21 protein-coding genes and 3 pseudogenes are annotated in these 26,899 nt (G+C 58.7%); 9 read left to right on the plus strand and 15 right to left on the minus strand.

Going from position 1 to position 26,899, the window contains the following annotated elements; genetic code table 11:
• Window positions 1-17: 17 nt before the first annotated feature.
• The 3 genes from ACSZOQ_RS11875 to ACSZOQ_RS11885 form a co-directional block, all read right to left on the minus strand.
• Window positions 18-197 (minus strand): hypothetical protein, encoded by a 180-nt coding sequence (locus tag ACSZOQ_RS11875; protein ID WP_439922722.1) that lies wholly within the window; start codon window positions 195-197, stop codon window positions 18-20.
• Between the two features lie 51 nt (window positions 198-248).
• Window positions 249-605 carry a hypothetical protein gene (locus ACSZOQ_RS11880; RefSeq protein ID WP_439922723.1) on the minus strand — a complete coding sequence of 119 codons (357 nt, stop codon included), beginning with the start codon at window positions 603-605 and terminating at the stop codon, window positions 249-251.
• Window positions 606-896: 291 nt separating this feature from the next.
• On the minus strand, window positions 897-1,073 hold the full coding sequence (locus ACSZOQ_RS11885; RefSeq protein ID WP_439922724.1) for a hypothetical protein: 177 nt from the start codon (window positions 1,071-1,073) through the stop codon (window positions 897-899).
• Between the two features lie 36 nt (window positions 1,074-1,109).
• Here ACSZOQ_RS11885 and ACSZOQ_RS11890 point away from each other — a divergent pair, with 36 nt between their 5' ends.
• A complete protein-coding gene (locus ACSZOQ_RS11890) occupies window positions 1,110-2,498 on the plus strand; it encodes a tryptophanase (protein ID WP_439922725.1) in 1,389 nt (462 codons plus the stop codon).
• A gap of 151 nt (window positions 2,499-2,649) precedes the next feature.
• Window positions 2,650-2,754, plus strand: a pseudogene (locus ACSZOQ_RS11895) (amino acid permease); the annotation flags it as partial.
• 16 nt (window positions 2,755-2,770) lie between these two features.
• On the opposite strand, the pseudogene ACSZOQ_RS11900 reads toward ACSZOQ_RS11895, so the two are convergent.
• From ACSZOQ_RS11900 to ACSZOQ_RS11910, 3 genes and pseudogenes are all read right to left on the minus strand, one after another.
• A pseudogene (locus ACSZOQ_RS11900) lies at window positions 2,771-3,022 on the minus strand (integrase core domain-containing protein); the annotation flags it as partial.
• A gap of 21 nt (window positions 3,023-3,043) precedes the next feature.
• Complete coding sequence (locus ACSZOQ_RS11905; RefSeq protein WP_439922726.1) at window positions 3,044-3,487, minus strand: hypothetical protein; 444 nt, start codon at window positions 3,485-3,487, stop codon at window positions 3,044-3,046.
• Window positions 3,488-4,014: 527 nt separating this feature from the next.
• Window positions 4,015-4,290: a hypothetical protein gene (locus ACSZOQ_RS11910; protein WP_439922727.1), complete on the minus strand. Its 276-nt coding sequence runs from the start codon at window positions 4,288-4,290 to the stop codon at window positions 4,015-4,017.
• A gap of 763 nt (window positions 4,291-5,053) precedes the next feature.
• On the opposite strand from ACSZOQ_RS11910, the gene ACSZOQ_RS11915 reads away from it, so the two are divergent.
• The gene (locus tag ACSZOQ_RS11915) at window positions 5,054-6,418 is read left to right on the plus strand and encodes an alpha,alpha-trehalose-phosphate synthase (UDP-forming) (protein WP_439922728.1); all 1,365 of its coding nucleotides are present in this window, start codon (window positions 5,054-5,056) and stop codon (window positions 6,416-6,418) included.
• Window positions 6,419-6,733: 315 nt separating this feature from the next.
• Here the strand turns inward: ACSZOQ_RS11915 and ACSZOQ_RS11920 are convergent, their stop codons facing one another.
• Together ACSZOQ_RS11920 and ACSZOQ_RS11925 are read right to left on the minus strand one after the other, a co-directional pair.
• The gene (locus tag ACSZOQ_RS11920) at window positions 6,734-6,868 is read right to left on the minus strand and encodes a hypothetical protein (RefSeq protein WP_439922729.1); all 135 of its coding nucleotides are present in this window, start codon (window positions 6,866-6,868) and stop codon (window positions 6,734-6,736) included.
• Window positions 6,869-6,887: 19 nt separating this feature from the next.
• Window positions 6,888-7,172, minus strand: coding sequence for an usg protein (locus tag ACSZOQ_RS11925; protein WP_439922730.1), 285 nt, complete (start codon window positions 7,170-7,172; stop codon window positions 6,888-6,890).
• A 261-nt stretch (window positions 7,173-7,433) separates the two neighbouring features.
• Between ACSZOQ_RS11925 and ACSZOQ_RS11930 the strand changes: the two genes are divergently transcribed.
• The 3 genes and pseudogenes from ACSZOQ_RS11930 to ACSZOQ_RS11940 all read left to right on the plus strand — a co-directional run.
• Window positions 7,434-7,751: a co-chaperone GroES gene (locus ACSZOQ_RS11930; RefSeq protein WP_439922731.1), complete on the plus strand. Its 318-nt coding sequence runs from the start codon at window positions 7,434-7,436 to the stop codon at window positions 7,749-7,751.
• Window positions 7,752-7,886: 135 nt separating this feature from the next.
• The gene (groL, locus tag ACSZOQ_RS11935; protein WP_439922732.1) at window positions 7,887-9,527 is read left to right on the plus strand and encodes a chaperonin GroEL; all 1,641 of its coding nucleotides are present in this window, start codon (window positions 7,887-7,889) and stop codon (window positions 9,525-9,527) included.
• Window positions 9,528-9,989: 462 nt separating this feature from the next.
• Window positions 9,990-10,073, plus strand: a pseudogene (locus ACSZOQ_RS11940) (hypothetical protein); the annotation flags it as partial.
• Window positions 10,074-10,787: 714 nt separating this feature from the next.
• Here ACSZOQ_RS11940 and ACSZOQ_RS11945 read toward each other — a convergent pair.
• On the minus strand, window positions 10,788-11,213 hold the full coding sequence (locus ACSZOQ_RS11945; RefSeq protein ID WP_439922733.1) for a hypothetical protein: 426 nt from the start codon (window positions 11,211-11,213) through the stop codon (window positions 10,788-10,790).
• Between the two features lie 769 nt (window positions 11,214-11,982).
• Between ACSZOQ_RS11945 and ACSZOQ_RS11950 the strand changes: the two genes are divergently transcribed.
• Window positions 11,983-12,777 carry a glycosyltransferase family 32 protein gene (locus ACSZOQ_RS11950; protein ID WP_439922734.1) on the plus strand — a complete coding sequence of 265 codons (795 nt, stop codon included), beginning with the start codon at window positions 11,983-11,985 and terminating at the stop codon, window positions 12,775-12,777.
• Between the two features lie 273 nt (window positions 12,778-13,050).
• Here ACSZOQ_RS11950 and ACSZOQ_RS11955 read toward each other — a convergent pair whose 3' ends face one another.
• Window positions 13,051-14,301 carry an ATP-binding protein gene (locus tag ACSZOQ_RS11955; protein ID WP_439922735.1) on the minus strand — a complete coding sequence of 417 codons (1,251 nt, stop codon included), beginning with the start codon at window positions 14,299-14,301 and terminating at the stop codon, window positions 13,051-13,053.
• A gap of 38 nt (window positions 14,302-14,339) precedes the next feature.
• On the minus strand, window positions 14,340-15,005 hold the full coding sequence (locus ACSZOQ_RS11960; RefSeq protein ID WP_439922736.1) for a response regulator transcription factor: 666 nt from the start codon (window positions 15,003-15,005) through the stop codon (window positions 14,340-14,342).
• Window positions 15,006-15,638: 633 nt separating this feature from the next.
• On the opposite strand from ACSZOQ_RS11960, the gene ACSZOQ_RS11965 reads away from it, so the two are divergent.
• On the plus strand, window positions 15,639-17,597 hold the full coding sequence (locus ACSZOQ_RS11965; RefSeq protein ID WP_439922737.1) for a TonB-dependent receptor: 1,959 nt from the start codon (window positions 15,639-15,641) through the stop codon (window positions 17,595-17,597).
• A gap of 454 nt (window positions 17,598-18,051) precedes the next feature.
• On the plus strand, window positions 18,052-18,432 hold the full coding sequence (locus ACSZOQ_RS11970; protein ID WP_439922738.1) for a hypothetical protein: 381 nt from the start codon (window positions 18,052-18,054) through the stop codon (window positions 18,430-18,432).
• A gap of 398 nt (window positions 18,433-18,830) precedes the next feature.
• On the opposite strand, the gene ACSZOQ_RS11975 is transcribed toward ACSZOQ_RS11970, so the two are convergent.
• The 4 genes from ACSZOQ_RS11975 to nirB form a co-directional block, all read right to left on the minus strand.
• Window positions 18,831-22,475 (minus strand): nitrate reductase subunit alpha, encoded by a 3,645-nt coding sequence (locus ACSZOQ_RS11975; protein WP_439922739.1) that lies wholly within the window; start codon window positions 22,473-22,475, stop codon window positions 18,831-18,833.
• Between the two features lie 614 nt (window positions 22,476-23,089).
• Entirely contained in the window at window positions 23,090-23,884 is a 795-nt protein-coding gene (locus tag ACSZOQ_RS11980) for a uroporphyrinogen-III synthase (protein WP_439922740.1), read from the minus strand.
• Window positions 23,885-23,902: 18 nt separating this feature from the next.
• Window positions 23,903-24,241, minus strand: coding sequence for a nitrite reductase small subunit NirD (gene nirD / locus ACSZOQ_RS11985; RefSeq protein ID WP_439922741.1), 339 nt, complete (start codon window positions 24,239-24,241; stop codon window positions 23,903-23,905).
• Window positions 24,241-26,700, minus strand: a complete 2,460-nt coding sequence (gene nirB / locus ACSZOQ_RS11990; protein WP_439922742.1) for a nitrite reductase large subunit NirB — start codon at window positions 26,698-26,700, stop codon at window positions 24,241-24,243. The genes nirD and nirB overlap by 1 nt, the downstream gene beginning before the upstream one ends.
• Between the last annotated feature and the right edge of the window lie 199 nt (window positions 26,701-26,899).

Here is a 26,899-nt window from a genome sequence, read left to right on the forward strand (position 1 = left end):
CCTGTGCGTGTCATAAATCAAATCCGAATATATTGGTGATGCAGTCCGCCCAGGATTGGAAGGCGAAGAATACGCCCTGCTCTCTGAACCGTGCGCGATAGGGGCGCATCCTTGTCCAACGATAGGTGCGTGCGCGTCTCATTATAGTAGTTCATGTAAGACAGCAGCACGTGACGAAGATGCCGCTCGCCGAACACAACAACATGGTCAAGGCATTCCCGCCGGATCGAACCGATCAGCCGTTCAGCCTATGCGTTTTGCCATGGCGAGCGTGGCGACGTCGGTCGATCGCGAATACCCATCGATCGAACTCTTCGGATGAAAACCTCGCCATAGGCTCCATCGCGATCGCGGATCAGATAGCGAGAGGCCTGCTTCCAGCCACACGCTTGCGTGATCTGATTTGCGATCCATTCTGCGCTCGGATGCGCGGTAACGCCAAACCATAAAACCTGTCGTCGACCATGCCCCATGATGAACAAGCCATAGAGCAAGCGAAATGAGATCGTCGGTACGACGAACAGATCCATCGCCGCGATGCCGTCGGCATGATTGCGGAGGAACGTCTTCCAACCCTGGGACGGCGGGCCTCTCCGCCTGGCCATATAGGCCGCCGCGGGGGCGGGATTTCCAGCGCCAGTACGATCTGAACCCGGCGCGATGTCAGCGGATCACCGTCTCAGGCTTCAAAATCGCCAGAGCCCTTAGAACACTTGGCACCAAACGATACAGCCCAGCAAATATCAACCGACCCAAAGTGCTGAAATTCAGCCGCTTCGGTGATTGACGTCGCTGGATGTTAAGCTGATGACGAAGGATCAGTATCTCGCCTTCCAGCGAGGCCCGCGACCGGAACAATCCGACCAACGCCAACCAGACCAGGCTGCAAGCTTCTCTCATAAGGCCGAAGCATTGCGCGATTCGGCCTCAGTTGCCAGCCGGATTAGGTTTCCGACAGGGACAGTGTACCAGCGCGTCATATCGGAAAGGGTCGCACCCTGCCGTTCCGACAGCGCCTCCGAGAACAGAATGTCGGTCCCGAATGCTGTCTTGATGTTGTATTTCTTGGCCAACTTGTAGACCCTATAACCGGCTTGGAGACGCTGGTCATGGCTATCAAATTCATTCCCGAACCCTTCAGGATCAAATCGGTGGAGCCTCTCCGGATGCTTTCCCGGGAAGACCGAGAAGAGAAGATCAGGGAGGCCAACTACAATCTGTTCTACCTAAGGGGCGAGGATTGCTACATTGATCTACTGACCGATTCAGGCACCAACGCGATGAGCCAGGACCAATGGGCCGGCGTCATGCGTGGCGACGAAGCCTATGCTGGCGCCTCGTCCTACTACAAGCTGATAGAGGCCGGGAAAGACATCTTCGGCTACGGCTATATTCAGCCCGTGCATCAGGGGCGGGCCGGCGAGAAGGTGCTGTTCCCGCTGCTTCTGAGCAAGGACAAGATTGCCATCTCCAACATGTTCTTCGACACCACGCGCGCTCACGTCGAGCTTGCCGGGGCGCGCTGTATCGATTGCACGGTCCCGGAAGCGAAGCAGCCGTCCGTGCGCGCGCCCTTCAAGGGCAATATGGACGTCGCCCGGCTCGAGCAAATCATCGACGAGTATGGGCCAGAGACCGTCGGCCTGATCGTCGTGACAATCACCAACAACTCGGCTGGTGGCCAGCCCGTTTCGGTGCAGAACATCCGCGATGTAGCCGCGATCGCCAAGCGATACGGCGTTCCGCTCAATATCGACGCTGCCCGCTATGCCGAGAACGCCTTCTTCGTCCAGCGTGACGAGCCGGAGTTCAAGGACGCCTCGATCAAGGCCATCATCAGGGAGACGTTCAGCTACGGCGACACCTTCACGATATCGGCCAAGAAGGACGGAATCGTCAATATGGGCGGTCTGATCGGCGTGAAGGACGCCGACTCGCCGCTGGTGCTGAAGGTCAAGACCAACTGCATTTCCTATGAGGGCTTCTTCACCTATGGGGGCCTGTCCGGGCGCGACCTCGAAGCACTCGCCATCGGCCTCTACGAGGGGATCGACAAAGACTATCTGCGCTACCGCATCGGCCAGGTCGAGTATCTCGCTGCCCGTCTCGACGATGCCGATATCGCCTACCAGTCGCCGGTGGGCGGGCATGGCGTCTTTGTCGATGCAGCGGCCATGTTCCCGCAAATCCCCTACGCCGAGTTCCCCGGCCAGGTGCTGGCAATCGAACTCTACAAGGAAGCGGGCATCCGCACCTGCGATATCGGGTCCTATATGCTCGGCAACGACCCAGACACAGGCGAGCAATTGCGCGCGGACTTCGAGTTCACGCGCCTGGCCATCCCGCGCAGGGTCTACACCCAGGCCCATACCGACGTGATGGCCGACGCGCTCATCGCGATCAAGCAGCGTGCCGGGCAGGCCACGCGCGGCTACCGCATCACCTGGGAGCCGCCGATCCTGCGGCACTTTCAGGCGCATCTGGCCCCTATCGTCTAGAGACACGCCGCGCCGGGTCGAGGCGTCCAGCTTCACAAGGAGAACGGACACACTCGCCGCGGCCCGGCGCGCCGCAAGCAATAGCGCACAACAACAAAGGCAAACCGCGTCGAGGACAAGGCGCACGCCGGAGGAATGAGCGGGAGGAAACATGTCTAAGCAGGAACAAGACCATTTGGCTCGCGGGCTGAAGAACAGGCACATTCAGATGATCGCCCTCGGTGGCGCGATCGGTACCGGCCTGTTCTACGCCTCGCTGTGCCTACCGCATATCAAATCCGGGCATATTGATGGTGCGGCCCGCCCAGAATCGGACGACAGAGAATGCGTCCGGCTGTCTCGGCGACGCGCGACATCGGCGCGTCCTTGTTTAATGACAAATGGGTGCGCGTGCCGTTGTAGTAGCTCATGTACGAGAGCAGCACGTGACGCAGATGGCGTTCGCCGAAGACCACGACATGATCAATGCATTCCCTGCGGATCGATCCGATCAGCCGTTCTGCGTATGCGTTTTGCCAGGGTGAGCGAGGAGACGTCGGGCGGTCTCAGATGCCGATCGACCGAACCCGGCGGATAAATATCTCACCATAGGCTCGATCGCGATCCCGGATCAGGTAACGAGGGATTTGCTCCCAGCCGCAAGCTTGAGTGAGTTGGTTGGCGATCCATTCGGCCGTCGGATGCGCGGTCACCCCAAACCACAGGATCTGCCGCCGGCCATGGCCCATGATCAGCAACCCATAGACAGGACGAAAGAAGATTGTCGGCACGACGAAAAGGTCCATCGCGGCGATACCGTCAGCATGGTTACGAAGGAACGTTTTCCAGCCTTGCGACGGAGGGGCCCTCCTCCACGCCATATACTTGGCCACACTGGTCTGGCCGATATCGATGCCAAGCTTGAGCAGCTCACCATGGATTCTCGGTGCTCCCCACAACGGATTGGCGAGGCTCATCTCGCGGATCAGCCGGCGAATTTCTAACGGCACAGTCGGTCGGCCGCAGCGGCGCCTCGATTTCCAGCGCCAATACGATCTGAAACCGGCACGATGCCAACGGATCACGGTGCCCGGTCGGACGATCGCCAGTGCATCATACATCTTGGAAAACAGTCGGCAGACACCTCCCAATATCAATCTGTCAATCGAGATGAAGGGAGGTCTCGTGGGACGGGTTCGCCGCAGCACATTGATTTGTTGCCTCAAGACCAGAATTTCTGCCTCAAGCGCAACTCGTGACCGCAGCAGGTCGATCACCATTCCAAAGATCAGTCTGCACAAATCTAACATCAAGCAGCAGCATCGCCCGATTCTCGATCAACCGCCAGCTGGATGGGGTTTGCGACAGGGACACCCGGCGTGCCGTGCGATTTTGGGGATAGCTCCATGGGAGCATCATTTCTTGTCGACGAAGATGCATTGAGGCGAATTCAACCAGATGCCCGTCCCGATGAGAATACTGGATCACTTAAATGACGTTTGGACGCGATCGTCGCGCCTTCAGCGCTCGCAGGAACTTAGCGCTTACCCGATGCGTCTTTATGATCGTGCAGGAAACGGGCGATCTGCGTCTTCAACAGGGTGGTGTCGTGCGATTTGCCCGAGGCCGCGTGCTCGAAGAGCCTGCGCTGGACGTCAGTAGGCAGATCATTCCATTCGCTGACAAGGGCGGCACCCAGACATTCCAAGACTCTGCGCTCCACGTGGCGCAAATCGCTGGCTTCATAGGGTAAAGGCCACGCCACGTCCTGCGCTCCGCCTTCCTCGTCCCAACGGTCGAGAGCGGTTGCCATTTCTTCTCCCGAAGTTGGCCTTCGACCTTTCTTTTTGATCATTTTGTATAGTCGCACATATTGGCAATAAGCGCCATTTGCTCGATCGCGGGTCGATCCCAAGCGCCAACCTTCGGCACTGAATATCGCGGCCGTGGACGAAAGATTGACATTCGTTCTGCGCGATGCCGAAACCCAGAACATTCGGCTCACTGAAACTCAGTTCCCGCGCAAGATGCGATATTATCGCCGATGGTCGCCAGGGCCGCAGAAGTCGGTTGTTCGCTGTCGGTTATTGCAACGGTTTGCTCGCGCGGCCCAAGGCTCATCACGGATATGATCGTCACACCCGGAGAGGGAGGCACAATTTGGCAGCTGACGAACCTGCTCGGCCACTCGATAGGACGCATCGCGGCAAGCGCTCCCGTCAACTCTTGATCTATTCGGAGGGCCACGCTCGGCATACGGCAAAGGCCGTTCCCTCGCTCGACGTCGCACTGGCTGAGATCGAAAGGCGCACTCGGGGCGTCTGCCCTGATCTTGCCTCTTAATATCCATGCGTTGCGCGATATCCATACGTTGCGCGCGCCCGATCTGAAGAGCCCGTCTTGCCCTCAAGACGGAACTACCGGTTCCGTTAGAGAGAAGGGTGGCTTCTCGCGTGATGACTGGGGGAGACGAATGTAGGCTCCCCGGCGGATGCCACCCTCGATTGTTTGCGACTGCCGTGTTGGCGAGAAGCCGCTCGGCTTGACGCACCGTAAAAGTAAGGAGGAAACCCCGCTTGAGCCGCCTGGTCATCGTCTCCAACCGTGTCGCCTTGCCGGGAAAAGGTGCGCAGCGCAGCGGTGGGCTTGTGACCGGCCTCGTCGATGCTCTGCATCAGGCTGGTGGCTTGTGGTTTGGCTGGAGTGGAAAGCTGGGAGAAGCGGCACCGGAGCCGAACGTTTTCGAGACCGAGGGAGTGACCTACGCCACTGTCGATCTTACCCGCGCGGACCACGACGGCTACTACAGCGGCTTCTCCAATGCGGCGCTGTGGCCTCTATTCCACTATCGGCTTGACCTCATGAACTTTACCCGCCGAAACTTGGCCGCCTATCGACGCGTGAATGCCCTACTCGCCGACGCGCTCGTGCCCTTGCTCAGGCCGAGTGACCTCGTCTGGGTGCATGACTACCACCTGATCCCCATGGCCGAGGAACTTCGCCGCGCCGGGGCGACACAACGAATCGGGTTCTTCTTGCATACGCCGTTTCCGTCTTTGGGGGTGCTGGCGGCTCTTCCTCACTACAGCGACCTGCTGAAATCACTGTGCGCTTACGATCTCGTCGGCTTCCAGACGGTGGAGGATCTGACAGCCTTCCATGACGCCATCCTTCGCCGCGCAGGTGGCAAGATTTCGTCCGATGGCCACGTTCACGCCTTCGATCGGGATCTACGCGCCGGCGCCTTCCCGATTGGTATCGATACTGAAGCCATCGCCGAAATGGCCGGTCGCGCTGTGAAATCCCGAACGGCACGCCGGCTGCAGGAGAGTCTGCGGGGGCGCAAGCTCATCATTGGGGTTGACCGGCTCGATTACAGTAAGGGACTCGAGCACCGGTTCAAAGCGTTCGCCGCCTTTCTCGACGGTTATCCCGCGTACCACAACCACGTCCGCTTCCTACAGATCGCCACCGCAACGCGCAGCGACGTTCCTGAATACCGTGCGCTGCGGCAGAGGCTCGGTGCGTTGGCGGGTGATGTGGCCGGTCGCTTCGCGGAACTCGATTGGGCGCCAATCCAGTATTTGAACAGGAGCTTTTCCCAGCGCTCGCTCGCTGGCTTCTTTCGGCTCAGCCGAGTCGCTCTTGTCACTCCATTGCGCGACGGAATGAACCTGGTTGCCAAGGAGTATGTCGCTGCACAGGACCCCGATGACCCCGGCGTGCTTATTCTTTCGCCCTTCGCCGGTGCGGCCTACGAACTCGACACTGCAGTGATTGCCAATCCGTATGACCCCGACGCCGTCGCCGAAGCATTGCAGACAGCGCTGGGGATGCCACTTGAGGAACGATGCGAGCGTTGGCGAGCCATGATGGCGATACTGGGCCGCAATAACATTATGGCGTGGCGCGAGAGTTTCCTTGAGGCTCTCAGCCGCTAGCTCGGGATATCGTTCGGCAGGAACGTGGCATCGGTGCATCAGGTCGCGACAATCGCGCTCGTCAATTAAGGTTGCCCCAGTCTGCCGATAAGGGGTTACCTCGAAATCATCTCCCGGGCGGAAATGATCCACGAGTGACGGGACCAGTTGTATCCGTTTCACCGTCGCGCTGGACCAAATAGACCAAAGGCAAGTCGCCCGCAGCGTTCTCCGTTTTCGCATCAACGTAATACACTTCTTCTGCTGGCTTGGCGCGACGCACCCCAATCGGCGACTTCCCCTCCCAAAGCGGCCTGTGCCCGAACGTCATTCGCTTCAAGTCTTCTTGCAGCCAGTCTCCTTACCGAGTTCTCTAGCTTGGCGAAATGTCGCGGCCTCGAACGCCAGAATCGGCTGACCGTCGATCACGAAGACGATCGGAGGCGACGCCTCGGCTTTCGCTGGCATCATCAAAGTCTAATCCCTTGCGTTAATGCAACCGGAACATGCCGTCGATGGCGTGCAATTCGGCCGGCTTGATCAGTTTCGAGTGCGCAACGGTAACTGCGAACAGAGGTCCTTCGAGTGATTTTTCCCAGAACGCGAGGAAATCGTGTAGCGCGGGGAAACTCGGAAACAGATCGTAGTCCTGCCAGACGTATGTTTGCAGTAACCAGCGATGATCCGGGCGGCGATAAACGATTTCCGCTGTTGTCAGTCCGTAGCCTAAGACCTGTTTTCTGAAATCCTTGGAAACCGCATCTTTCTCGACCATGCTAACCTCCAGCCCAACTGAAACAGTTGCATGATCCTCAATTCGTCAAAACCGAAAACGTTCAATATGTCAGTGCTAGCAGCATGTTACTTCGCCGGCTAAGCAATCGCCGAGCGTTCCTCCTGATCAATTCGAGCTGGAAAACATCGCGGGCCGCAGATCTTGCGCCCCAGCGTTCCGGGCTTATGTCAGGATGGGTTGGCACTCGTGCATTACGACTGCCAATTCCAAAAATAATCACAAACAGCAAAGTAGGATCGCATGAACTTCCGTCCGCTTCACGATCGCGTCGTGGTCAAGCGTATCGACGCCGAAGACAAAACCGCTGGCGGCATCATCATTCCGGATACGGTCAAGGAAAAGCCCTCTCAGGGCGAAATCACAGCCGTCGGGCCTGGCGGCCGTGACGAGGCAGGCAACCTGATCCCGATCGATCTCAAGGTTGGTGACCGCGTGCTGTTCGGCAAGTGGTCCGGCACCGAGGTAAAGCTCGACGGTCAGGATCTCCTGATCATGAGGGAAAGCGACATCATGGGCGTTCTCACCGATCTGCCCGCCGCCAAGAAGAAGGCCGCGTAGCGCGACCAGTTTTCCTAATCCTGAGGAGCCGGCGCAGCCGGAGTCTCGAAGGATAAGGCTCGCAATCCAAATCTCATTTCTCAAGAAACCGTCCGATCGCGCGGTCTTTGGGATCTGACGAAAACGGAGATCATTATGTCAGCCAAAGAAGTCAAATTCGGCGTCGATGCTCGCGACCGCATGCTGCGCGGCGTCGAAATTCTCAACAACGCGGTGAAGGTCACGCTCGGCCCCAAAGGCCGCAACGTCGTGCTCGACAAGTCCTATGGTGCGCCGCGCATCACCAAGGACGGCGTCACCGTCGCCAAGGAAATCGAGCTTGAGGACAAGTTCGAGAACATGGGCGCGCAGATGGTGCGCGAAGTCGCCTCCAAGTCCGCGGATGCTGCCGGCGACGGCACCACCACCGCGACGGTTCTGGCGGCTGCGATCGTGAAGGAAGGCGCCAAGTCGGTCGCCGCCGGCATGAACCCGATGGACTTGAAGCGCGGCATCGACCTCGCGGTGGAAGCCGTCGTCGCCGACCTCGTCAAGAACTCCAAGAAGGTCACCTCGAACGAAGAAATCGCCCAGGTCGGCACCATTTCATCCAATGGCGACACGGAAATCGGCAAGTTCCTCGCCGACGCCATGAAGAAGGTCGGCAACGAGGGCGTCATCACGGTTGAGGAAGCCAAGTCGCTCGAGACCGAACTCGAGGTCGTTGAGGGCATGCAGTTCGACCGCGGCTATATCTCGCCCTACTTCGTCACCAACGCCGACAAGATGCGCGTTGAAATGGAAGATGCCTACGTCCTCATCAACGAAAAGAAGCTATCTCAGTTGAACGAATTACTTCCGTTGTTGGAAGCCGTGGTGCAGAGCGGCAAACCGCTTGTGATTATTGCCGAAGATGTCGAAGGCGAGGCGCTCGCCACGCTCGTGGTCAACCGCCTGCGCGGTGGTCTCAAGGTTGCCGCCGTCAAGGCACCGGGCTTCGGCGATCGCCGCAAGGCGATGCTGCAGGACATCGCCATCCTGACCGGTGGTCAGGCGATCAGCGAAGATCTCGGCATCAAGCTCGAGAACGTCACGCTCCAGATGCTCGGCCGCGCCAAGAAGGTGATGATCGACAAGGAGAATACCACCATTGTCAGCGGGGCCGGCAAGAAGGCCGACATCGAGGCGCGCGTGAACCAGATCAAGGCGCAGATCGAGGAAACCACCTCGGACTATGACCGCGATAAGCTGCAGGAGCGTCTCGCCAAGCTCGCCGGCGGCGTCGCGGTGATCCGCGTCGGCGGCGCGACCGAGGTCGAGGTGAAGGAGCGCAAGGATCGCGTGGACGACGCGATGCATGCGACCCGCGCGGCGGTTGAAGAAGGCATCGTTCCGGGTGGCGGCGTCGCCCTGCTGCGCGCCTCCGAGCAGCTCAAGCGCATTAAGACGCAGAACGATGACCAGAAGACCGGCGTCGAGATTGTGCGCAAGGCGCTCTCCGCGCCGGCCCGCCAGATCGCGATCAACGCAGGCGAAGACGGCAGCATCATCGTCGGCAAGATCCTCGAGAAGGAGCAGTATTCGTATGGCTTCGACTCGCAGACTGGCGAATACGTCAACCTGATCTCCAAGGGCATCATTGACCCGACTAAGGTAGTTCGTGTCGCAATCCAGAACGCAGCGTCCGTCGCGGCACTACTGATCACCACCGAAGCCATGGTGGCCGAAGTGCCGAAGAGGAACGCAGGCGCTGGCGGGATGCCCCCAGGCGGCGGCATGGGAGGTATGGACTTCTAACTCCCACCGTTGAGCAAGGAATAAGAAGGCCCGGCAGCATTGCTGGGCCTTTCTGCATTAGCTCCACATCCCTCTCGACGACGATAGTGCATGGAGGTGACCGCTCTAGGGATCAAGCGGAGACGTGCAGCAACTTCGCCGATCGTAATATCGCCGAGCGTGGCATCCGCTATGGCCGCGTGGCGATGATCCCTACCTCGGCCAAGGCGAAACACCGCCCGTACATAAGCTGACTCGCGCCCAAGTATGCTTCGGCCTGGTCCCAGGATGACCTCGCCGCCGAGGCGGGAGTCCGTCAGGCGCTGGTCAGCGCCCGCCGTTCCCGCGATCATCGAGCCTCACGTCTTCGAACAGGTACGTCGGCAGCTCCATGCACGCAGCCCGCGGGTCGTGGCGCCGCGCGTCACAACGGGCCCCGTGTTGCTGACCGGTTTGGCGGTCTGTGCAACGTGCAACGGCGCCATGACGCTGCGGACCGGCACCTCGAAGACCGGTCATATCCATCGCTACTATTCGTGCTCGACTTGCGCCCGAAAGGGAAAAACGGCCTGCAAGGGTCGCTCGGTCCGCATGGAAAAGTTGGACACGCTCGTCACCACCCAACTGACTGAGCGGCTGTTCCATCCTGAGCGGCTTGCGGCCATTCTTTCGGCGCTGTCGGCTCGTCGAGCCGAAAAAGCGGAATCGGTGAATGCGCGTATCGCAGCGCTCCAGCGGGAGGTCAGCGACGCCGACGACAGGCTTAAGCGGCTGTACAAACTCATCGAAGATGGCATCACCGAGGTCGACGATGTTCTCAAGGACCGCTTGAACGGTCTGAAAGCGGATCGTGATCGCTCAAAAGCGGGCCTTGAACGGGCCAAATCACAATCTGCAAATGCGATTCAGATCGACCCAGCATTGCTTGAGCAGTTTGGCCGAACAATGCGAGAAAACTTTACCTCCGGATCCATTCCGTTCCGGAAGGCCTACCTCCAATCGCTCATCAGCGTAGTCGAGGTCGGCGACAGCTCAATTCGCATCATAGGCTGCAAGGATTTGCTGGAGAAAGCCGTGCTGGCCAGCCGAACCAGAGCTGCCCCGGGTTCGCAGGTGAGTACTGGGTGGCGCTCCCTGGGGGAATCGAACCCCTGTTTCAGCCTTCGCGTCCAAACAATACCAAAACGAAGCTTTTCGGACCCATTTGACCAAAAATGCAGCGAGCCAACGAAAAAGGCCGCCCGCGAGGACGGCCTTTTTCGTTGTTGGATTGTAAGCGCCTCAGTAGCAGCGCATGACGTTGACCGTCTTGCCGGCACCGACGTCGACGCTCTCCCCGGTACAGCCGGGCACGTAGGGCCGATCCGACGGTATCACATTTGGCGGAAAGCGATGCACCCAGTCCCAGGGCACGTCGTAAGTGGTGGTGTAACGGACTTCGTTCGATCCGGCGAACGGCGCCGTGATCGGCCCGGCTCCAGGCAGGTAAGCGTCATAAGCATCGCCATAGCCGGGCCAGAAATAGCCGCCGACTCCCCTGCCGCGATGGCGGACCCCGTGCAGTCCATTGGACGCATGCGCCGCCCGCACCGTGGCTCCCGCCGGCGGCGCTGCTGCGCTGCCCGAGCGCGCAATCGCTTCATTGGTCGCAAACGCCAGCGCGATCGCGCCGGCGGCAACAAGCGCTCCAAGCTTCCTGTAGGTCATGGCACGCTCCAATTCTTTGTTTGTTTGACAGCCCTTGGCCGTACGCTAGGCGCGTCATTTCGCGCCCGCAAACGCATGTTTAATGTTTGGTTAAGATGTAATCTTAATTGGTCAGCCCTCAACACCCAGCCGCAGACAGCCCGTCGCCAAGAGTTCCGGTGAATGCACATGTTGTCTGGCGGCCGCCTGCGAACGCGGCAGAGTGCCTAACATTACCAGTGCGGCGGAGGGCGATACCATCGAGCGCCGATGTCCCGCGCTGCTCCGACATCCTAGGGCAACGTCCTGTTACCGGCCGCCATTCTTCGATCGCAGACAATGCCGAAGCCCGTTGGAGTTCACTTGCGAACCTGATCCCGATCATCATGCGCGAGGATACGCGCGTTTAATTGCGGCCGACAGTACCCAGAATCCGCTCCTCACCTACTCGACGATGTGGATCTTAGAGCCCGACTCTCCGAGTTGAGCAGTTCTACAATACCTCGGGCCTGCACAACGGGGGGCTATACCGCTAGCAGATGCCGCTATTGCCGCCACAGAGCCAACTAACCACTACGTGCTGGCGCTCCCTAAGGGAAACACCAAAAGCCCTATGATTACTCCCTTTGTGCAACGAAAAAGGAGTGGCCGAAGCCACCCAAACCCCGCCGGAGCCGCTCTGGGCGGGTAAAAGTGCAACAACGACTTGCGATCATCCTACGGTTGCGCTTGGATGACCTCGTTACACGTTTATCTTCATCTTCTGGCGGGTCTGGGGAGTATATGAACGATGTTGATTCTTCGACGATCAATCACAGTTCTTGTGCAGTTGGTCGGCAATCTTCTTAAGGTTATCTTCTATTTCGATCTCTGGCTGAGGCCCAAGAAGCGGTACACTATCCCGCCATCTGCGCGTGCACTGTTCCGGGCATCCTCCCCAAAAGCAATACCGCGCATAGCCTGGCTCACTAACTACACCAATAAGGTCACGCTTTCGGTCTACGTGAACTACCTCTTCAACAGGTTGATGGCCTCCACGTTTGAGTTTCGGTTCTGTGGCGACAACGACCGCATAAGCTTTATCAAAGAAAACTTTGATGCCGAAACCTATGATTGCTATTCGCGCCTTCAGATAGGAGCAGCCCAAGCCGACCTTTGGCGTACCCTAGTTCTGCTGAAACACGGCGGCGTCTATTTGGACATCGATGCCACGTTGTCGTGGCCACCGGAATCTTTCCTCGAACCCGATCAAACTGAACTTCTTGTTCGCACGAAAAACGAGGGCTTGAGCAATTACTTCATGGCAAGCGTCCCCAACAACCCGATTTTAGAGGCAATTGCCGACCGGATCAGAGAAAACATAAAGGACAATTCCATCACGAGCGTATTTGAAATGACGGGCCCTATTGTTGTTGACCCCGTAGCAAACACCCTGCCGGTTCGCACCGCTGACTATAATGTTATCTGCAAGCAGGGTCTCTTCACCAACAAAAAGTTCCAATATCCGGATGATCATATGCGCTACTGGGTGACGGCGCAGATGCAGACCGACATAGTAAGGAAGCAACAATCCCCAACGGCATAGAAATTCGTCAGGACGAGCGGTCATCACGAAGATCAGCGCAAGGGGCTGGTACAGCATCGCGCCAAACCAAATCTCTCAAAATCATCAGACTCGTTTCATTTTCTCAGAACCTAGGTAGCGGCCACTACGCTCCTCGTACTGTGATCCGCATGACATCAGTATCACCGGAAACCCAGTAAGGCCGCTCAAGTAATCGCGCCTCTGGAGTTCTCGCCGATTGGTCGCGACTCGGCTGGCTCTGGGACATGTTCGCCAAGAGTCGATCGTACTTTCCTACGGAAATATGATTGTCGCGATCGTGCCGGTCTGATCTGCCCGATTTGCATGGCCTAACTGAATATCGTGGCGATCCGCGGTGGTTTTCGCAATTGCCAATCCGAGCCCGGTACCTTCGACTTCCTGCGGCGCAGCCCGGAAAAAGCGATCATAGATGAAAGGCATTGCCTCGTCGGCAATTCCTGGACCGCCATCCAGAATATCTATCTTCGGTCGATTGTCGGCGAAGGAGAGCCTGACCGTTATCAGCCCGTTCCTTGGGGAATAACGAACTGCATTGTCGAGAAGGATCGATACCAGCTTTCGGATTGCAGCCTCGTCGCCCCTGACGGAAGCCGCGGCGACAATCTCCCGTTCAAACTGAATGTCGTTCGTCTCGGCAAGCGAGACGAAGTCCACCAGAATCGACGTGATAAGTTCGGCGAGGTCAATTGCCCGATATTCCGGAGACGCGGCACCTTCGGTCCTCGCCATTTCCAGGAGTTGACTCGCCAAATGGGACGATCTCCGAACACCTTCGCCGAGGTCGTTTGCCATCTCCCGGGATCGATCGCTGAGATCCGATGCGAGTAGATTGTCCGCCTGAATCTGCAGCGCCGCAAGCGGCGTCCGAAGTTCATGTGCGGCATCGGCAACGAAACGCCTTTGAGCTTCCAGCGCTCCGCGATAGCGCTCGACCAATTTGTCGAGAGCTACGATCAGAGGAACTATCTCGCTCGGTACCCCCACAGTTCCCAGAGGTTCCCGCACGTCCACACTACGGCGACCGATGTCGCTTGATAGACTGTGAAGACCTCGAAGGGTTCGACGGATCGATCGGCGTATGATGAACCAGCCAAGAGGGATCGACAGAAGCAACGGAAGTGCGGCGCCGGTTGCCGCAAACGCCGCGATTTCCCGGCGTGCACTCCAAGCCTGTGCGATCTGTATGTTATATTGCGCGTGGCTCCACCGATAAACGCGCCATTCCTGTCCTTCGGCTACAACATCGGCAAGCCCCGGTTGAGGAAGCCAAGGAATGTTGACCGTCGGGCCTGTACGATGAACAAGATTGCCTGAGCGGTCCCAGATGCGAACGACGAGTTGGTCCTCATGCTCCGCATCGAACAGCGGATCCGCGTCGCGGCGTTCACCCGGGGCTACATTGATGGCTATCTCCTGAAGCTGTGCATCAAGAAACTTGTTCATTTCGAAGGCAACAAGCATGAACGACATTGCTGCTGCAGCCAGACAGAATACCGTCAGCAATGATGTAACCGGAGTGATGATAGCCTTGCTAAGAGATCTCACATGCCAGCCTTGGTTACCATCCAACCTGCGCCCCGTATGTTCCGAATGATATCCTTGCCGTATTTCTTGCGCAGTCCGTGAATGACTACGTCGACGGCATTGCTTTGGACCTCCTCGCTCCAGCCGTAGATACGGTTCTCGATCTGGGAACGCGAGAGGATCGTTCCCGGCCGCTCCAAGAGCGCGTGCAGGACCGAGAATTCACGTGCGGAAAGAACAGACTCGATACCGCGGAAAGTCGCAACGTAAGTGGAGGGATCTAGGGTGATTTCCTTACTCGTCACCAAGGAATTGGATCGGGCGTGTATCCTTCGCACGATGGCCCGAATACGAGCGAGGAGAGCCCGAAGTTCAAATGGTTTGACGATGTAGTCATCAGCTCCGAGATCAAGACCGGTCACCATGTCTTCCACCCGGTCGCGGGCTGTGATGATGAGAATGGGTGGAATTTTGCTGGTGCCGCGCATGGCCCTCAGGACATCGAAACCCGACATCTCCGGAAGTCCGACGTCGAGTAGAGCAATTGCATGTTCCGCACGTTTCAATGCGGCAAAGCCGTCCGCACCATTGCGAACCCAATCGATGGTCATGCCGTTTTGCTTGAGTCCTCGTGCGAGCGCCTTGCCGAACATTGCGTCGTCTTCAATCAACAGGAGGCGCATGGCATCAACCGGGTGATCCACCGACGGGACGAGGCAGCTAAACGTTACTCGGACCTCGGTTGACTGTCAGGGGACCTCCGACCGGTCAAGCAATAGTCGGCCGTAAAATTTAGAACGATTACAAAGTGTCCGCTTGAAAGCTGGCGCCGACGCTAAAGCGAATATTGATCTATTCTAAACGAGATTTAATCCTCACCTAATTCTGCCCCGGCAGATGCGTCCTGTGTTTGGGCGCGAAGCCGTCGTCTTCAATAGGCGGCATGCGAAATTCAGGGGCAATTCATGTTGAACGTCGGATGTTGGGCTGAGCGTCATGGTTGGCGCTCATTCTTGTTGTCGAGTGCGGCGGTGGTGTTTGGCGCCGGCTTGTTGGCCGAGAGTAGCCCGACCCTGGCTCAACAGGGACAGTCATCCGCGACCTCCCTGCCGCAGGTGACCGTGACAGCGCCAACGCGAGCCCGGCGATCGCGAACGACATCCGTGGCGCCGAGAGTCGCGCGACCCAGTGGGCGAACCGCGGTGACAGCGCCTTTGGAGAAAAAACCTCCGAGCGTAAACAGCCAGGACGCAAGAACAGGGCAAGCAGGTTACATCACACAGAGCACGAGCAGCGGAACGCGAACGAACACCGCTTTGATCAATATCCCACAGTCGGTCACCGTTCTTACGAAGGACTTCATCAAGGACCAGTCTTTCACCTCCATCGGCGAAGCGACCCGGTATGTGCCCGGCGTCATCTATCATCAGGGCGAGTCTCATCGAGATGACCTGGTGATCCGCGGGCAAAGAAGCAATGCGGATTTTTACACGAATGGAATCCGGGACGACGTGCAGTATTTCCGGGATTTTTACAATCTACAAAGGCTCGAAGTCTTGAAGGGCCCGAATGCCATGATCTTCGGACGCGGTGGCGGCGGCGGCGTGATCAATCGGGTGCTGAAGGAGGCCGATGGCACGACGGTTCGGGAGGTTACGGTCGGGGGAAGTTCCTATCCGGGCGCGCGCGTGACGACCGACATCGGTCAGGCCGTCAACGAGAACTGGGCAGCTCGCTTCAATGCCATGTACGAAAATACGGATAGTTACCGAGATTTTGTGAATCTCGAGCGCTGGGCCGTTAATCCGACCGTCACGTTTGCACCAAACGATACCACGACGGTCAAGCTCAGCTATGAGCACCTGCACGACCGCCGCACCGTCGATCGTGGCATTCCATCGCAAATCCTTCCGGGCGGAGCACTGCCGCGTCCCCCATACAACACGTCGGCATCGACTTTCTTCGGCAATCCGAATCTGAACTATGCACGCGCCGACGTTGACATCGGTACCGCGATTATCGAGCATGATTTCGAAAACGGATTCACGGTCCGCAACGCTACCCAGGCTGCGAATTACGACAAATTCTACCAGAATATTTATCCTGGCGGCGGTGCGAACTCAGGCGCGGTGAACGTTGCCGGCACGTCCAGCAATCTGGCAGCCTACAACAACGAAACCGACCGTACTAACCTCTTCAATCAGACAGACCTGACCTACAAGTTCGACGCCGGGCAGACGCGTCACACTGTCCTGTTTGGAGGCGAGGTCGGTCGTCAGAGCGGCCTGAACTTCCGCCAAAGCGGTTTCTTTAACGGCGTGTCGTCGACTATCGCGATCGATCCAAGAAATCCCGTTTCCTATGTCCCCGTGACGTTCAGAAACACCGCTACGGATACAAACAATACCTACAACCTCAATCTTGGCGCGATCTACGTTCAGGATCAGGTCGAGATCACCCGTTATCTGCAATTGATCGGTGGCGCGCGGTTCGATCATTTCGACCTTCAGTCACGAGATCGGCGGACCAATGTTGTGCTGGGCCGTGTCGACGATCTGGTGTCGCCGCGTGCTGGTGTCATTTTCAAGCCGATGGACAATCTGTCGGTCTATGGCAGCTATAGCGTGTCGTACCTGCCGAGCGCAGGCGATCAATTCAGCTCGCTCAATCCCGGGCTAGTGATCGCAAAGCCGGAGAAGTTTGTGAACACTGAGGTTGGGGTCAAATACGATATCTTGCCTCGGCTTCAGTTTGCCGCGGCACTGTATGATCTCGACCGGACCAACCAACGTGTTGCGGATCCGAACAATCCTGGCTTTTTCCTCCTCGACGGGGCGACCAAGACGCGGGGCTTTGAGACGTCCCTCGCTGGCTACATCACGGATGCCTGGCAGGTCACCGCTGGGTATGCTTACACGGATGCGCGGATCGCAAACAATATATCGGGTACGGTTGTTGCCGGAAACCGCGTAGGGCTGGTTCCTTACAACACCATCTCTGTCTGGAACAAATACCAGTTCAATCCAATGTGGGCGGCGGCCCTTGGAGTCATTCACTACTCGAATTTCTTTGCGTCGTCCGACGATACTGTCCGCATTCCGGAGTTTACGCGCGTCGATGGCGCAGTTTTCCTGACTTTGAATGAGATGTGGCGCGCTCAGCTGAACATCGAGAACTTGTTCGATCAAAAATACTACGCGACGGCAGACGGTAACAATAACATTACTCCCGGATCACCGCGGGTATTCCGACTGTCGGCTACCGCCAAGTTCTGATGCGCTTGAAGGGCAGGCGTGGCGTCGAGCATCAAACGAATCACGGTGAGTGGCGTGAACGGCGCCACCCGTCGGGGGAGGATGAAAGCAATGTTGCTTCGGCGTGCTATTTCACATTGGAAATCGATGGCAGGGCGGTCTTGGTATTCTCGGCCCCCTCATTGAGATCTGCCAAAACGCGCGTGCGAGAGGAGTGGTTCGTTCAGGAGTTGGGCCAAATGAGAACTGGTGGAAAGCCTTTGTGCGAGCCAGAGAGTACCTTTGTTGTACGAGTCGCATCTCTTCAAGAGAAGAGCGAGGCGGAGGTCTGGTTTTCCATCGACCGGTTTCGTGGCGAGGACGTCAAGTATCACTTTACTTTTCTGGTGCCGACGGAAGCGCAACCAAATTAGGCCATCACTTATCGTTGCTCGTACAGATCGATGACCGCTTTTTCGAATGCCGGTGTTGTTCGATGACCGAGATAGTTGGCCTTCGATTCCATGACGTCACCGTAGACGGCTCGTCACTGAGCTTGACGTTCGAGGGAAAGTCGGGTGAGCAGATTACGGTATCAATGCTCACCGAATACCTGGATACGCTCATGATATCGCTTGCGCGCGTCAAACAAGAGGTATCGGCCAAACAACGACCGAAGAAACTGGCACTAAGCTTCCGAGGACTGCAATCTTGGTCGGTAACTGCCATCCCTGGGCAGGAATACGTGCTTGTGGTTCTCGACGGTTCGACTGCCCTTGAAGCTCCCTATGCTCTGTTTCCGGAAATGGCGGAAGAGTTCGCATCGGCCCTATCGAGAACGTCGAAGATCGTTCGGATGCAACGCAAAGACAATTGATGGGGGCCTGGCGTCGGCGCATCGCGTAAGGAGAAAAGTTGATGGACGCGACGTTTTATACCCCTCTGGATGATCCTTGCTGAAGCGCCGTGGCCCTCACGGTCTCGGCCACCGAATTGAGATGGCACGGGCTTCCCGGCTAGCGCCTCCAGCAGCCGCTTTCGGAACAAATGTCCAGACCGGCACCCGCTGCTGCAACGCCGTGTCGCGCTAGTCGCCACCGCTGCCATGATGATAGGCCAACGGCTCGTCCCCCACAGCGGACCGAATGTGACGAATCGCGCCATTGGTGCGCCGCGTGTAGTTGTGATGGTCACGTACTTTCCGGCACTGACCCGCGCCCGTGCGCCGAATTGCGCCGGGCGCTCGTACTCATGTTCATGCGTCCGCGGGGCTTCCTACCATTCCAGCTTGTCCATCTTGCGCACGACGACGTGGGTGTCGCGCGTAAAGATACCGGTCGGTCCCCAGTAGTTGAAGCCGTACGTGAACTGGGCATATCCACCGGCCAGGAACAGCGGGTTGATACGAGTGCGCGTCAGACTGTTGTGCCCGCCACCACGCCACTTACGCTCCTGCGATTTCGGAATGTACACGGTACGCTCAACCGCGTGGTAGTACATGCAGGTGCCAGGCTGAATTCGCCGGCTTACGTTCGCGCGGGTAACGACCACACCGTTGTCGTTGTAGACCTCGACCCAGTCGTTATCCTCGACACCAATCTTCTCAGCGTCCCTGTCATTGATCCAGACCGGATCCATGCCGCGAGACAGCATCAACATACGATGGTTATCTTTGTAGGTGGAGTGAATGTTCCACTTACCATGCGGCGTGATGTAGTTCAGCACCAGCGAGCGGTCATCCACCCGGCTCTTCACGATATCGCCGGTCTTGCGCGGGTTAAGCCGCGGCTTGTAGGTCGGGATATGCTCGCCGAAGTCCAGGTACCACTGGTGGTCGATGTACAGCGTTTGCCGACCGGTCAGCGTCCGCCACGGCACCAGACGCTCCACATTCATGCACCAGGCCGAGTAGGCACGACCATCATTGGTCATACCCGTCCAGCAGGGGCTCGTGAGGATGCGTCTCGGCTGACGCGTGAGATCATAGAACGTCGTAGAGACACCTCTGGTCGGCTCCGCGATGTCGACCAGCGGGAGGCCGACATGATGCTCCTCATTGTGGAAGCCCTGGTAACAGACCTCGCCGTTCGCTTCCGGCGCGCATGTCAGCAACGTGTTGCACGCGTCGAGCACGTCCTCGAGGCTCGGGTACCGCTTGCCACCCCACTCCACACACCGCATATGCCTTGGATCGGGCATCGGCATGATCGGATTGTCGAGCATCTGGTCGTACTGCTTCTTGATCGGAATCTGCACACCGACCGCAGAAACACCATCCTCCCGCGCTTTCGGTCCGAACGAGATGAACTTGTTGTACAAGTTCGCATAGTCACGTTCGACCACCCGTATATGAGGCAAGGACTTGCCCGGCACCGGCTTGCACTCGCCCTCGGCCCAGTCCAGAATTTCCGGCTGCGCCAATTCGTCCGGCGTGTCATGCATCAGCGGCTGAGCGACCACGTCACGGAACGGCTTGGAGAACGCCAGCGGAGCGAGTTCGCTGACCTTCTTGGCGATCAGCTTGAAAATCTCCCAGTCCGTCTTGGACTCCCACACCGGCGGAACCGCCTGCCCCAGCACGTGCAGGAACGAATGCAGGTCTGTCGAATTGAGATCGTTCTTCTCGTACCAGAACGCCGTCGGCAGCACGATGTCGGAGTAGAGCGACGAGGTATCCATGCGGAAATTGAGATCGATAACCAGGTCATACTTTCCGCGCGGAGCGATGTCGCGATACTTAACGGTAGTCGTCTTGCCTCTCGCCCGATCCTCGGCGATCGAGTTGTCGTGCGCTCCGAGATAGTGACGCAGGAAGAACTCATGTCCCTTGGCGCTCGACTGGATCGCGTTGCCGCGCCAGATGAACCACAACCGCGGCCAGTTCTCCGCGGCATCGGGATCCTCGATCGCAAAACTCACCTTCTTGCTGGCGAGCTGATCGACAACGTGAGTTACGATGTCGTCAGTCGTCTTCGCGCCAGCACGTTCGGCTTCCACCGCGAGCTCGATCGGATTGCGGTTGAAGTGCGGGGTGAACGGCATCCAGCCCGAACGCACCGCCTTCGCCTGAAGGTCGATCGCATGACCCTTGGCCCAGCGCGGATTCGGCGCCGTCAGGGCGTATTCCGTAAACTCCTGCTCGTAGCGCCACTGACAGCTCTGCGCATAGTGCCAGGTCGACGACTGCACGACCCTCGGCGGCTTGGTCCAGTCGAGAGCCATCGCAATCGTATTCCAGGGCGCGACAGGCGCCAGCTTTTCCTGGCCGACGTAGTGGTTGATACCGCCGCCGTTGACGCCGCAGCAACCGCACAGGATCAAAGCGACCGTGGCCGACCGGTAACAGAGGTTGTTGTAGTACCAGTGGTTGGCACTGGCGCCCACGATCACCATGGATTTGCCGTTCGTGAGCTCTGCGTTGGTCGCAAACTCACGCGCAAATCTGATAACCGTTTCGCGGCCGATACCGGTGTGACGCTCCTGCCACGCAGGCGTGTAGGGCGCATCCTCGTCGTCATAGCTGGTGGCGAACGAACCTTCCAGGCCGCGGCTGTGACCGAACTGCGACATCATGATGTCGAAGCCGGTAGCAACGAGCACATCACCCTTGTCGGTCGCAATGCGCTTCACCGGCACGCCGCGCGAGACGATGCGACCGTTGGCGAAGTCGTCGAACCCGACCTGGACCACCCCATCGGATTTATCGAGGAAGCTCAGCACCGGATCGATCGGACTGTTGTCCAGGGTATCTTCGGCAGACAGGTTCCACTTGCCGTGCGTGGACCCCCAGCGATCGCCGACCTGCCCCTTGAACGCACGCGGTTCGCCGCTCTTCTCGTCAAGGACGAGCATCTTCCAGTCGCCGTTTTCGACGTCCTGGTAGCGCGCGACACGCTTGGCGCGCAACAAGCGACCCGTCTTGTACGTGTTTCCGTTGGGCTCCAGTTCCACCAGGAACGGAAGGTCGGTATAACGCTTGATGTAATCGACGAAGTACGGAACCTGGCGATCGATGTAGTACTCCTTGAGGATGACGTGATTGGCCGCCATCCACAGCGCCGTGTCCTGCCCCGCCTGAATCGGAATCCATTCGTCGCAGTACTTCGCGATCTGGCTGAAGTCCGGCGCAAGAACCACGAACTTGGTTCCCTCGGTGCGCGCCTCCGAAATGAAATGCACGTCGGGGGTACGCGTCATGTTCAGATTCGACGCCATCGAAACAATGAACTTTGAATTGTACCAGTCGGCGCTTTCGCACACGTCGGTCTGGTCGCCCCAGATTTCCGGGAACGAGGTCGGCAGATCGGCGTACCAGTCGTAGAAGCTCATGTTCACGCCGCCAAAGAGCTGCAGGAAGCGCGAACCCGCGGCATACGACAGCATCGACATCGCCGGGATCGGCGCGAAGCCCATCACCCGGTCCGGCCCGTGCTTGCGCGCGGTGTACAAGCAAGCCGCAGCGATCAGCTCGACCAGTTCTTCCCACTTGGCGCGACGGAAACCACCCTTGCCGCGCGCCTTCTGCATGCGCAGACGCTTTTGTTCGTCGCCGACCAGCGAAGCCCAGGCCTGCACCGGATCCGGAAACGAGGCCTTCGCTTCCTTCCACATGTCGTAAAGCGGGCCACGGATGTATGGATACTTTATCCGGATCGGGCTGTAGACGTACCAGGAGGCGGAGATACCACGCTGACAGCCACGCGGCTCGTAAGGAGGCAGGCTGCGCTCAAGAAGCGGGTAGTCGGTCTGCTGCATCTCCCAGGTGATGATACCGTCCTTGACGTAGATCGCCCAGGAGCAGCCACCGGTGCAGTTCACGCCATGCGTGCTGCGAAAGACGTTATCGTGGGACCAGCGGTTGCGGTAGAACTCTTCCCATTTGCGCTCTCGGGGATTAACGAGGTCCATTATCCAGCTCATCAGCGTCTCCTCGTGCGTTCGTCCGGCCGCGAGGCCGGTTGTCATTCACATTTTTTGTCACTCACATTTTTGAACCTGCCCATCCAGCCGTCGGTGTACTTACCCGTAAACCAACCGCCGTATCAGGCACCCGTATTCGTCCGGGTATGAGCCAACGGTCGCGCGTTGACCGGCGAGTTCCACCCAGTATGTGCGCCGGAGGAACCATGCATTTTCAGCCCCAACATCAACTTCGGGACTTAGTTCCGCCAATGACTCGCGTTGCATCGATCACTTTTTCGGTAGATGCGGACGCTCACCGAGACTGACCCGACCGGCCTCGAGGTTCAATCCGCGGAGAAGATCGTGGTGCCCTAGCGAAACTGCAGAGACGTCGCTGACGTCGCGTTTCTGCGCCCACATGAACAGCGACGAGAAAGTCTGGCAGGCGGAGCTTCATCACGGTGCCGCCCACACACCACCGGCGCCGTGATCGGGTACATCCAGTCTTCCGACATCGATTTCTGGAATGGCCAGACGCGCGCGTGGCGTAAACAAGGTCGGACTCTAATTCCGGGCGGAGGAAACGCTCCGTGGCACCTCACATGACCCGTCCTCACCAAAGGTGTGCGTGGTCATGGGGCCGATTGGCGCCAGCGGGCGATGGCGCGCACCAGCGGCTTGAGATGGTATGAGTTTTCCGGCTGCACGGCCGCCTCATAACCGTATTTCTGCAGCGCCTTTTGCATCACCGGTCCCACCGAGGCAATTGGCGTGCGTGACAGGCCCAGCTTCAACTGGGCTTCCAGCCCTGCTTCCTTGGCTACCCACATCAGGCGCTCGATCTGCAGCGAGGCGGTGAAGGCGACCATGGTAATTCTCCCGGCTGCCAGCTCGTGGATGAAATCGGCCACCTGCGCCATCTCGGTTTCCGAGGCATAGCGATAGGGCGTAACAGGAAAGACCTTCGCGCCCTGCCGATGCAAGGCGCTTACCATCTTCTCCGCCCCACCACCCGGATACAACTGGGCCCCGATTCGGCGACCTGACAGATCGGCCCCGGCAAAGGTTTCCAGCACACCTTCCGACGTGGGAATGGGCGCGGTGACATCCGGCGACAGCCCGATCTCGCGCAACGCCCGTGTGGGCTTGGGTCCGCGCACCGTCAGCCGCATACGCTTCAGCGCCGCGGTGAAACTGTCGCGCCGCGCGCCGCTGATCGTCAGCAGATGGCGCAATCCTTCGCCAGTCAGCAGGATCAGTTCGTCGAACTCGCCGCGGATGGCGCTGTCGATCCAGGCATCCGGCTCCGCCGTGTCGTGCAATGGGAGGATCTTGACCAGAGGGCAGCGCAGCGCCGTTGCCCCTTCCGCTTCCAGCATGGCGGCGAACAAATCTAGTTCGCGGCTTTCAGGCACCATGATCCGCATGTTGGCGAGCGATGTCATTCAGGCCGCCGCCCCCAGCGCTTCGGGCAGATATACATAGACATCGCCCTCCACCACCCGCACCGACAGCGGCTGGGCCGTGCCCTCGTCCGGGGCTAGCGCCTGGCCGTCGTCCAGCCCGATCACCCAATTGTGCAGTGGACAACTGACGGTTCTGCCGGCAACAATGCCTTCCGATAGCGGCCCCTGCTTGTGCGGGCATTCATCCACCAGCGCAAAAATATCATCCTCGCTGGTGCGGAAAACCGCCACCGGCTTGCCCAGATGCTTCATGCATAGCCGCCGCGCTCCGCGCACCGGAATGTTGGACAGCGGCCCGATATTCTTCCAGTTGCTCATCACGACACCGCCAGTTCGGGCAGGCGCTGGAATTCGTGCGCTTCCGCCCCCTTAACCCGCTCATCCCATGGATCCACCTGTGCTACTTCCTGCGAGCGCAGAAAGCGCGCCTGCAAGGCCTTGCGCCCGGGCTCATCCTCCACCAGGCGCTGTTTCACATACGTCACACCCACCCGCTCGATCCAGGGCGCGGTGCGCTCCAGATAATGCGCTTCCTCACGGTAAAGCTGCATGAAGGCGGCAGCGTATTCCAACACCTCCTCTTCCGTTTTCACCTGCACCAGCTGGTCGGTGACGCGTACTTCAATGCCGCCATTGCCGCCGACCACAAGATCATAGCCGGCCTCGACACAGACCACGCCCATGTCCTTGATGGTGGCCTCGGCACAATTGCGCGGACAGCCCGACACCGCCATCTTCGTCTTGTGCGGTGTCCAGCTGCCCCAGGTGAGCTTTTCCAGCTTCACGCCCAGGCCAGTGGAATCCTGGGTGCCGAAACGGCACCATTCGCTGCCGACGCATGTCTTCACCGTGCGCAGACCTTTGGCATAGGCATGACCAGACACCATGCCCGCCTCGTTCAGCACCTTCCACACGCCGGGCAGGTCTTCCTTCTTCACCCCGAGCAGGTCGATGCGCTGCCCGCCCGTGACCTTGACGGTGGGAATATCAAAATGCTCGGTGACATCGGCGATGGCACGCAGTTCCTTCGGGTTGGTCAACCCGCCCCACATGCGTGGCACCACGCTGTAGGTGCCGTCCTTCTGAATGTTGGCGTGCACACGTTCGTTGACAAAGCGCGATTGGGCGTCATCGGCATATTCGCCCGGCCAGGCACAGAGCAGATAATAGTTCAGCGCAGGGCGGCATTTGGCGCAGCCTTCCGGATTCCTCCAGCCGAAACGGTCGCGCACCGCCTCCATGGTCTTAAGGCTTTCCGCCAGGATGGCCTGGCGCACCTCATCATGGCCGGCGTCGGTGCATTCGCACACCGTCTTCTTTCTCTTCTTCACCGCACCGCCAACGGCAAAAGCCAACAGCCCTTCGACCTGCGCGGTGCACTGGCCGCAGGAAGCTGATGCCTTGGTATGCGCACGCACCTCGCTTAGGGACGTGAGCTTCCTGGCCTGGATCGTCGAAACAATGGTTCCCTTGCACACGCCGTTGCAGCCGCAGATCTGTGCATCGTCAGGCATGGACGCGTAGTCCGGCTCAGCCGATACGCTGGCACCCACCAGTGCCAGCGCCTTGCCGAACACCAGCCGGTCGCGCAGGGCCGAGACATCTTGCTTGTCGCGCATCAGCTGCAGGTACCATTGGCCGTCCGTCACATTGCCGTACAGCACCGCGCCGACCAGCCTGCCGTCGCGCAGCACGATCTTCTTATACATACCCCGGCGGTCATCACGCAGCGTGATCTCATCATCCTGCTCGCTGGCAGCGCATAGCGCTCCCGCCGAGAACACGTCCACACCGGTAATCTTGAGGCTGGTGGAGATGTCGCGCGACACGAACAGCGCGTTCTTGTCACCGGCCATGCACGCGGCGCAGACCTTGGCCTGGTCCCAGATCGGAGCCACCAAGCCGAAGACATTGCCGCGATGCTCAACGCATTCGCCCACCGCGAAAATGGTGGGATCGGAAGTCCGCATATCATCTCCAACAACGATACCGCGATTGACCTCCAGTTGGGCGTTCTTTGCCAAGTCTATGTTGGGACGGATGCCGATGGCCAGCACCACAAGGTCAGCGGGCACGAAACGGCCATCGGCCAGCGTCACGCCCTCGGCGCGGTCCTTGCCAACGATCTCCTCGGTCTGGCCATTGGTGAAAAAGGCGATGCCACGACCATCAAGGTCACGCTGTAGCATCTGGCCCGCCGCCGCATCCAGCTGGCGTTCCATCAATGTGGGCATCAAATGCACCAGCGCCACTGTCATGCCGCGCTGCTTCAGGCCCCAGGCCGCTTCCAGGCCCAGCAGGCCGCCGCCAATCACCACGGCGCGCCTGTGTTCGCGCGAGGCCGCCAGCATGGTCTCGACATCGGCAATGTCGCGGAAGGCGCAAACTCCCGGCAAATTCAGACCAGGGATCGGCGGTGCTACCGGCTTTGAGCCGGTCGCCACCAGCAGCAGATCATAGTGCACCGACAGTCCTGACGCGGAATGCACCATGCGGTCGCCGCGATCAATGCGCGTAACGGCATCACCAGTGATCAAGGTGATGTCGTTTTGCGTGTACCATTCGCGGCTGTTGATGACGATCTCGTCCACCGTCTTATCACCCGCCAGCACACTGGAAAGCATGATGCGGTTGTAGTTCACGTGCGGTTCAGCGCCCAACACGGTGATGCGGAAACGGCCGGGGGCAAGCTTGAGCAGTTCTTCTACGGTGCGCATGCCCGCCATGCCGTTGCCGATGACGACCAGATGTTCGCGCGGGTCGAAGGTCATGTTCATGGTGTGCCTATTCCGCAGCGACAGCGGCGGGGATCGCAACGTTGCGCTTATCAAGTATTCAGCAATAGTCGTGCCAGATTCCCGAATGAGGAATTTCAAGGACTTGGGAAAGGGCCGCAGCAATGCAGTGCCTGCCGAGTGCGATCAAATCGCTTAATGTATAGGCATCGATTAAAGATGCACTGCTCCACATGTCTGG

This window comes from Nitrobacter sp. JJSN (genome assembly GCF_051912485.1).
In the GTDB taxonomy this organism is placed as follows: Bacteria; Pseudomonadota; Alphaproteobacteria; order Rhizobiales; family Xanthobacteraceae; genus Nitrobacter.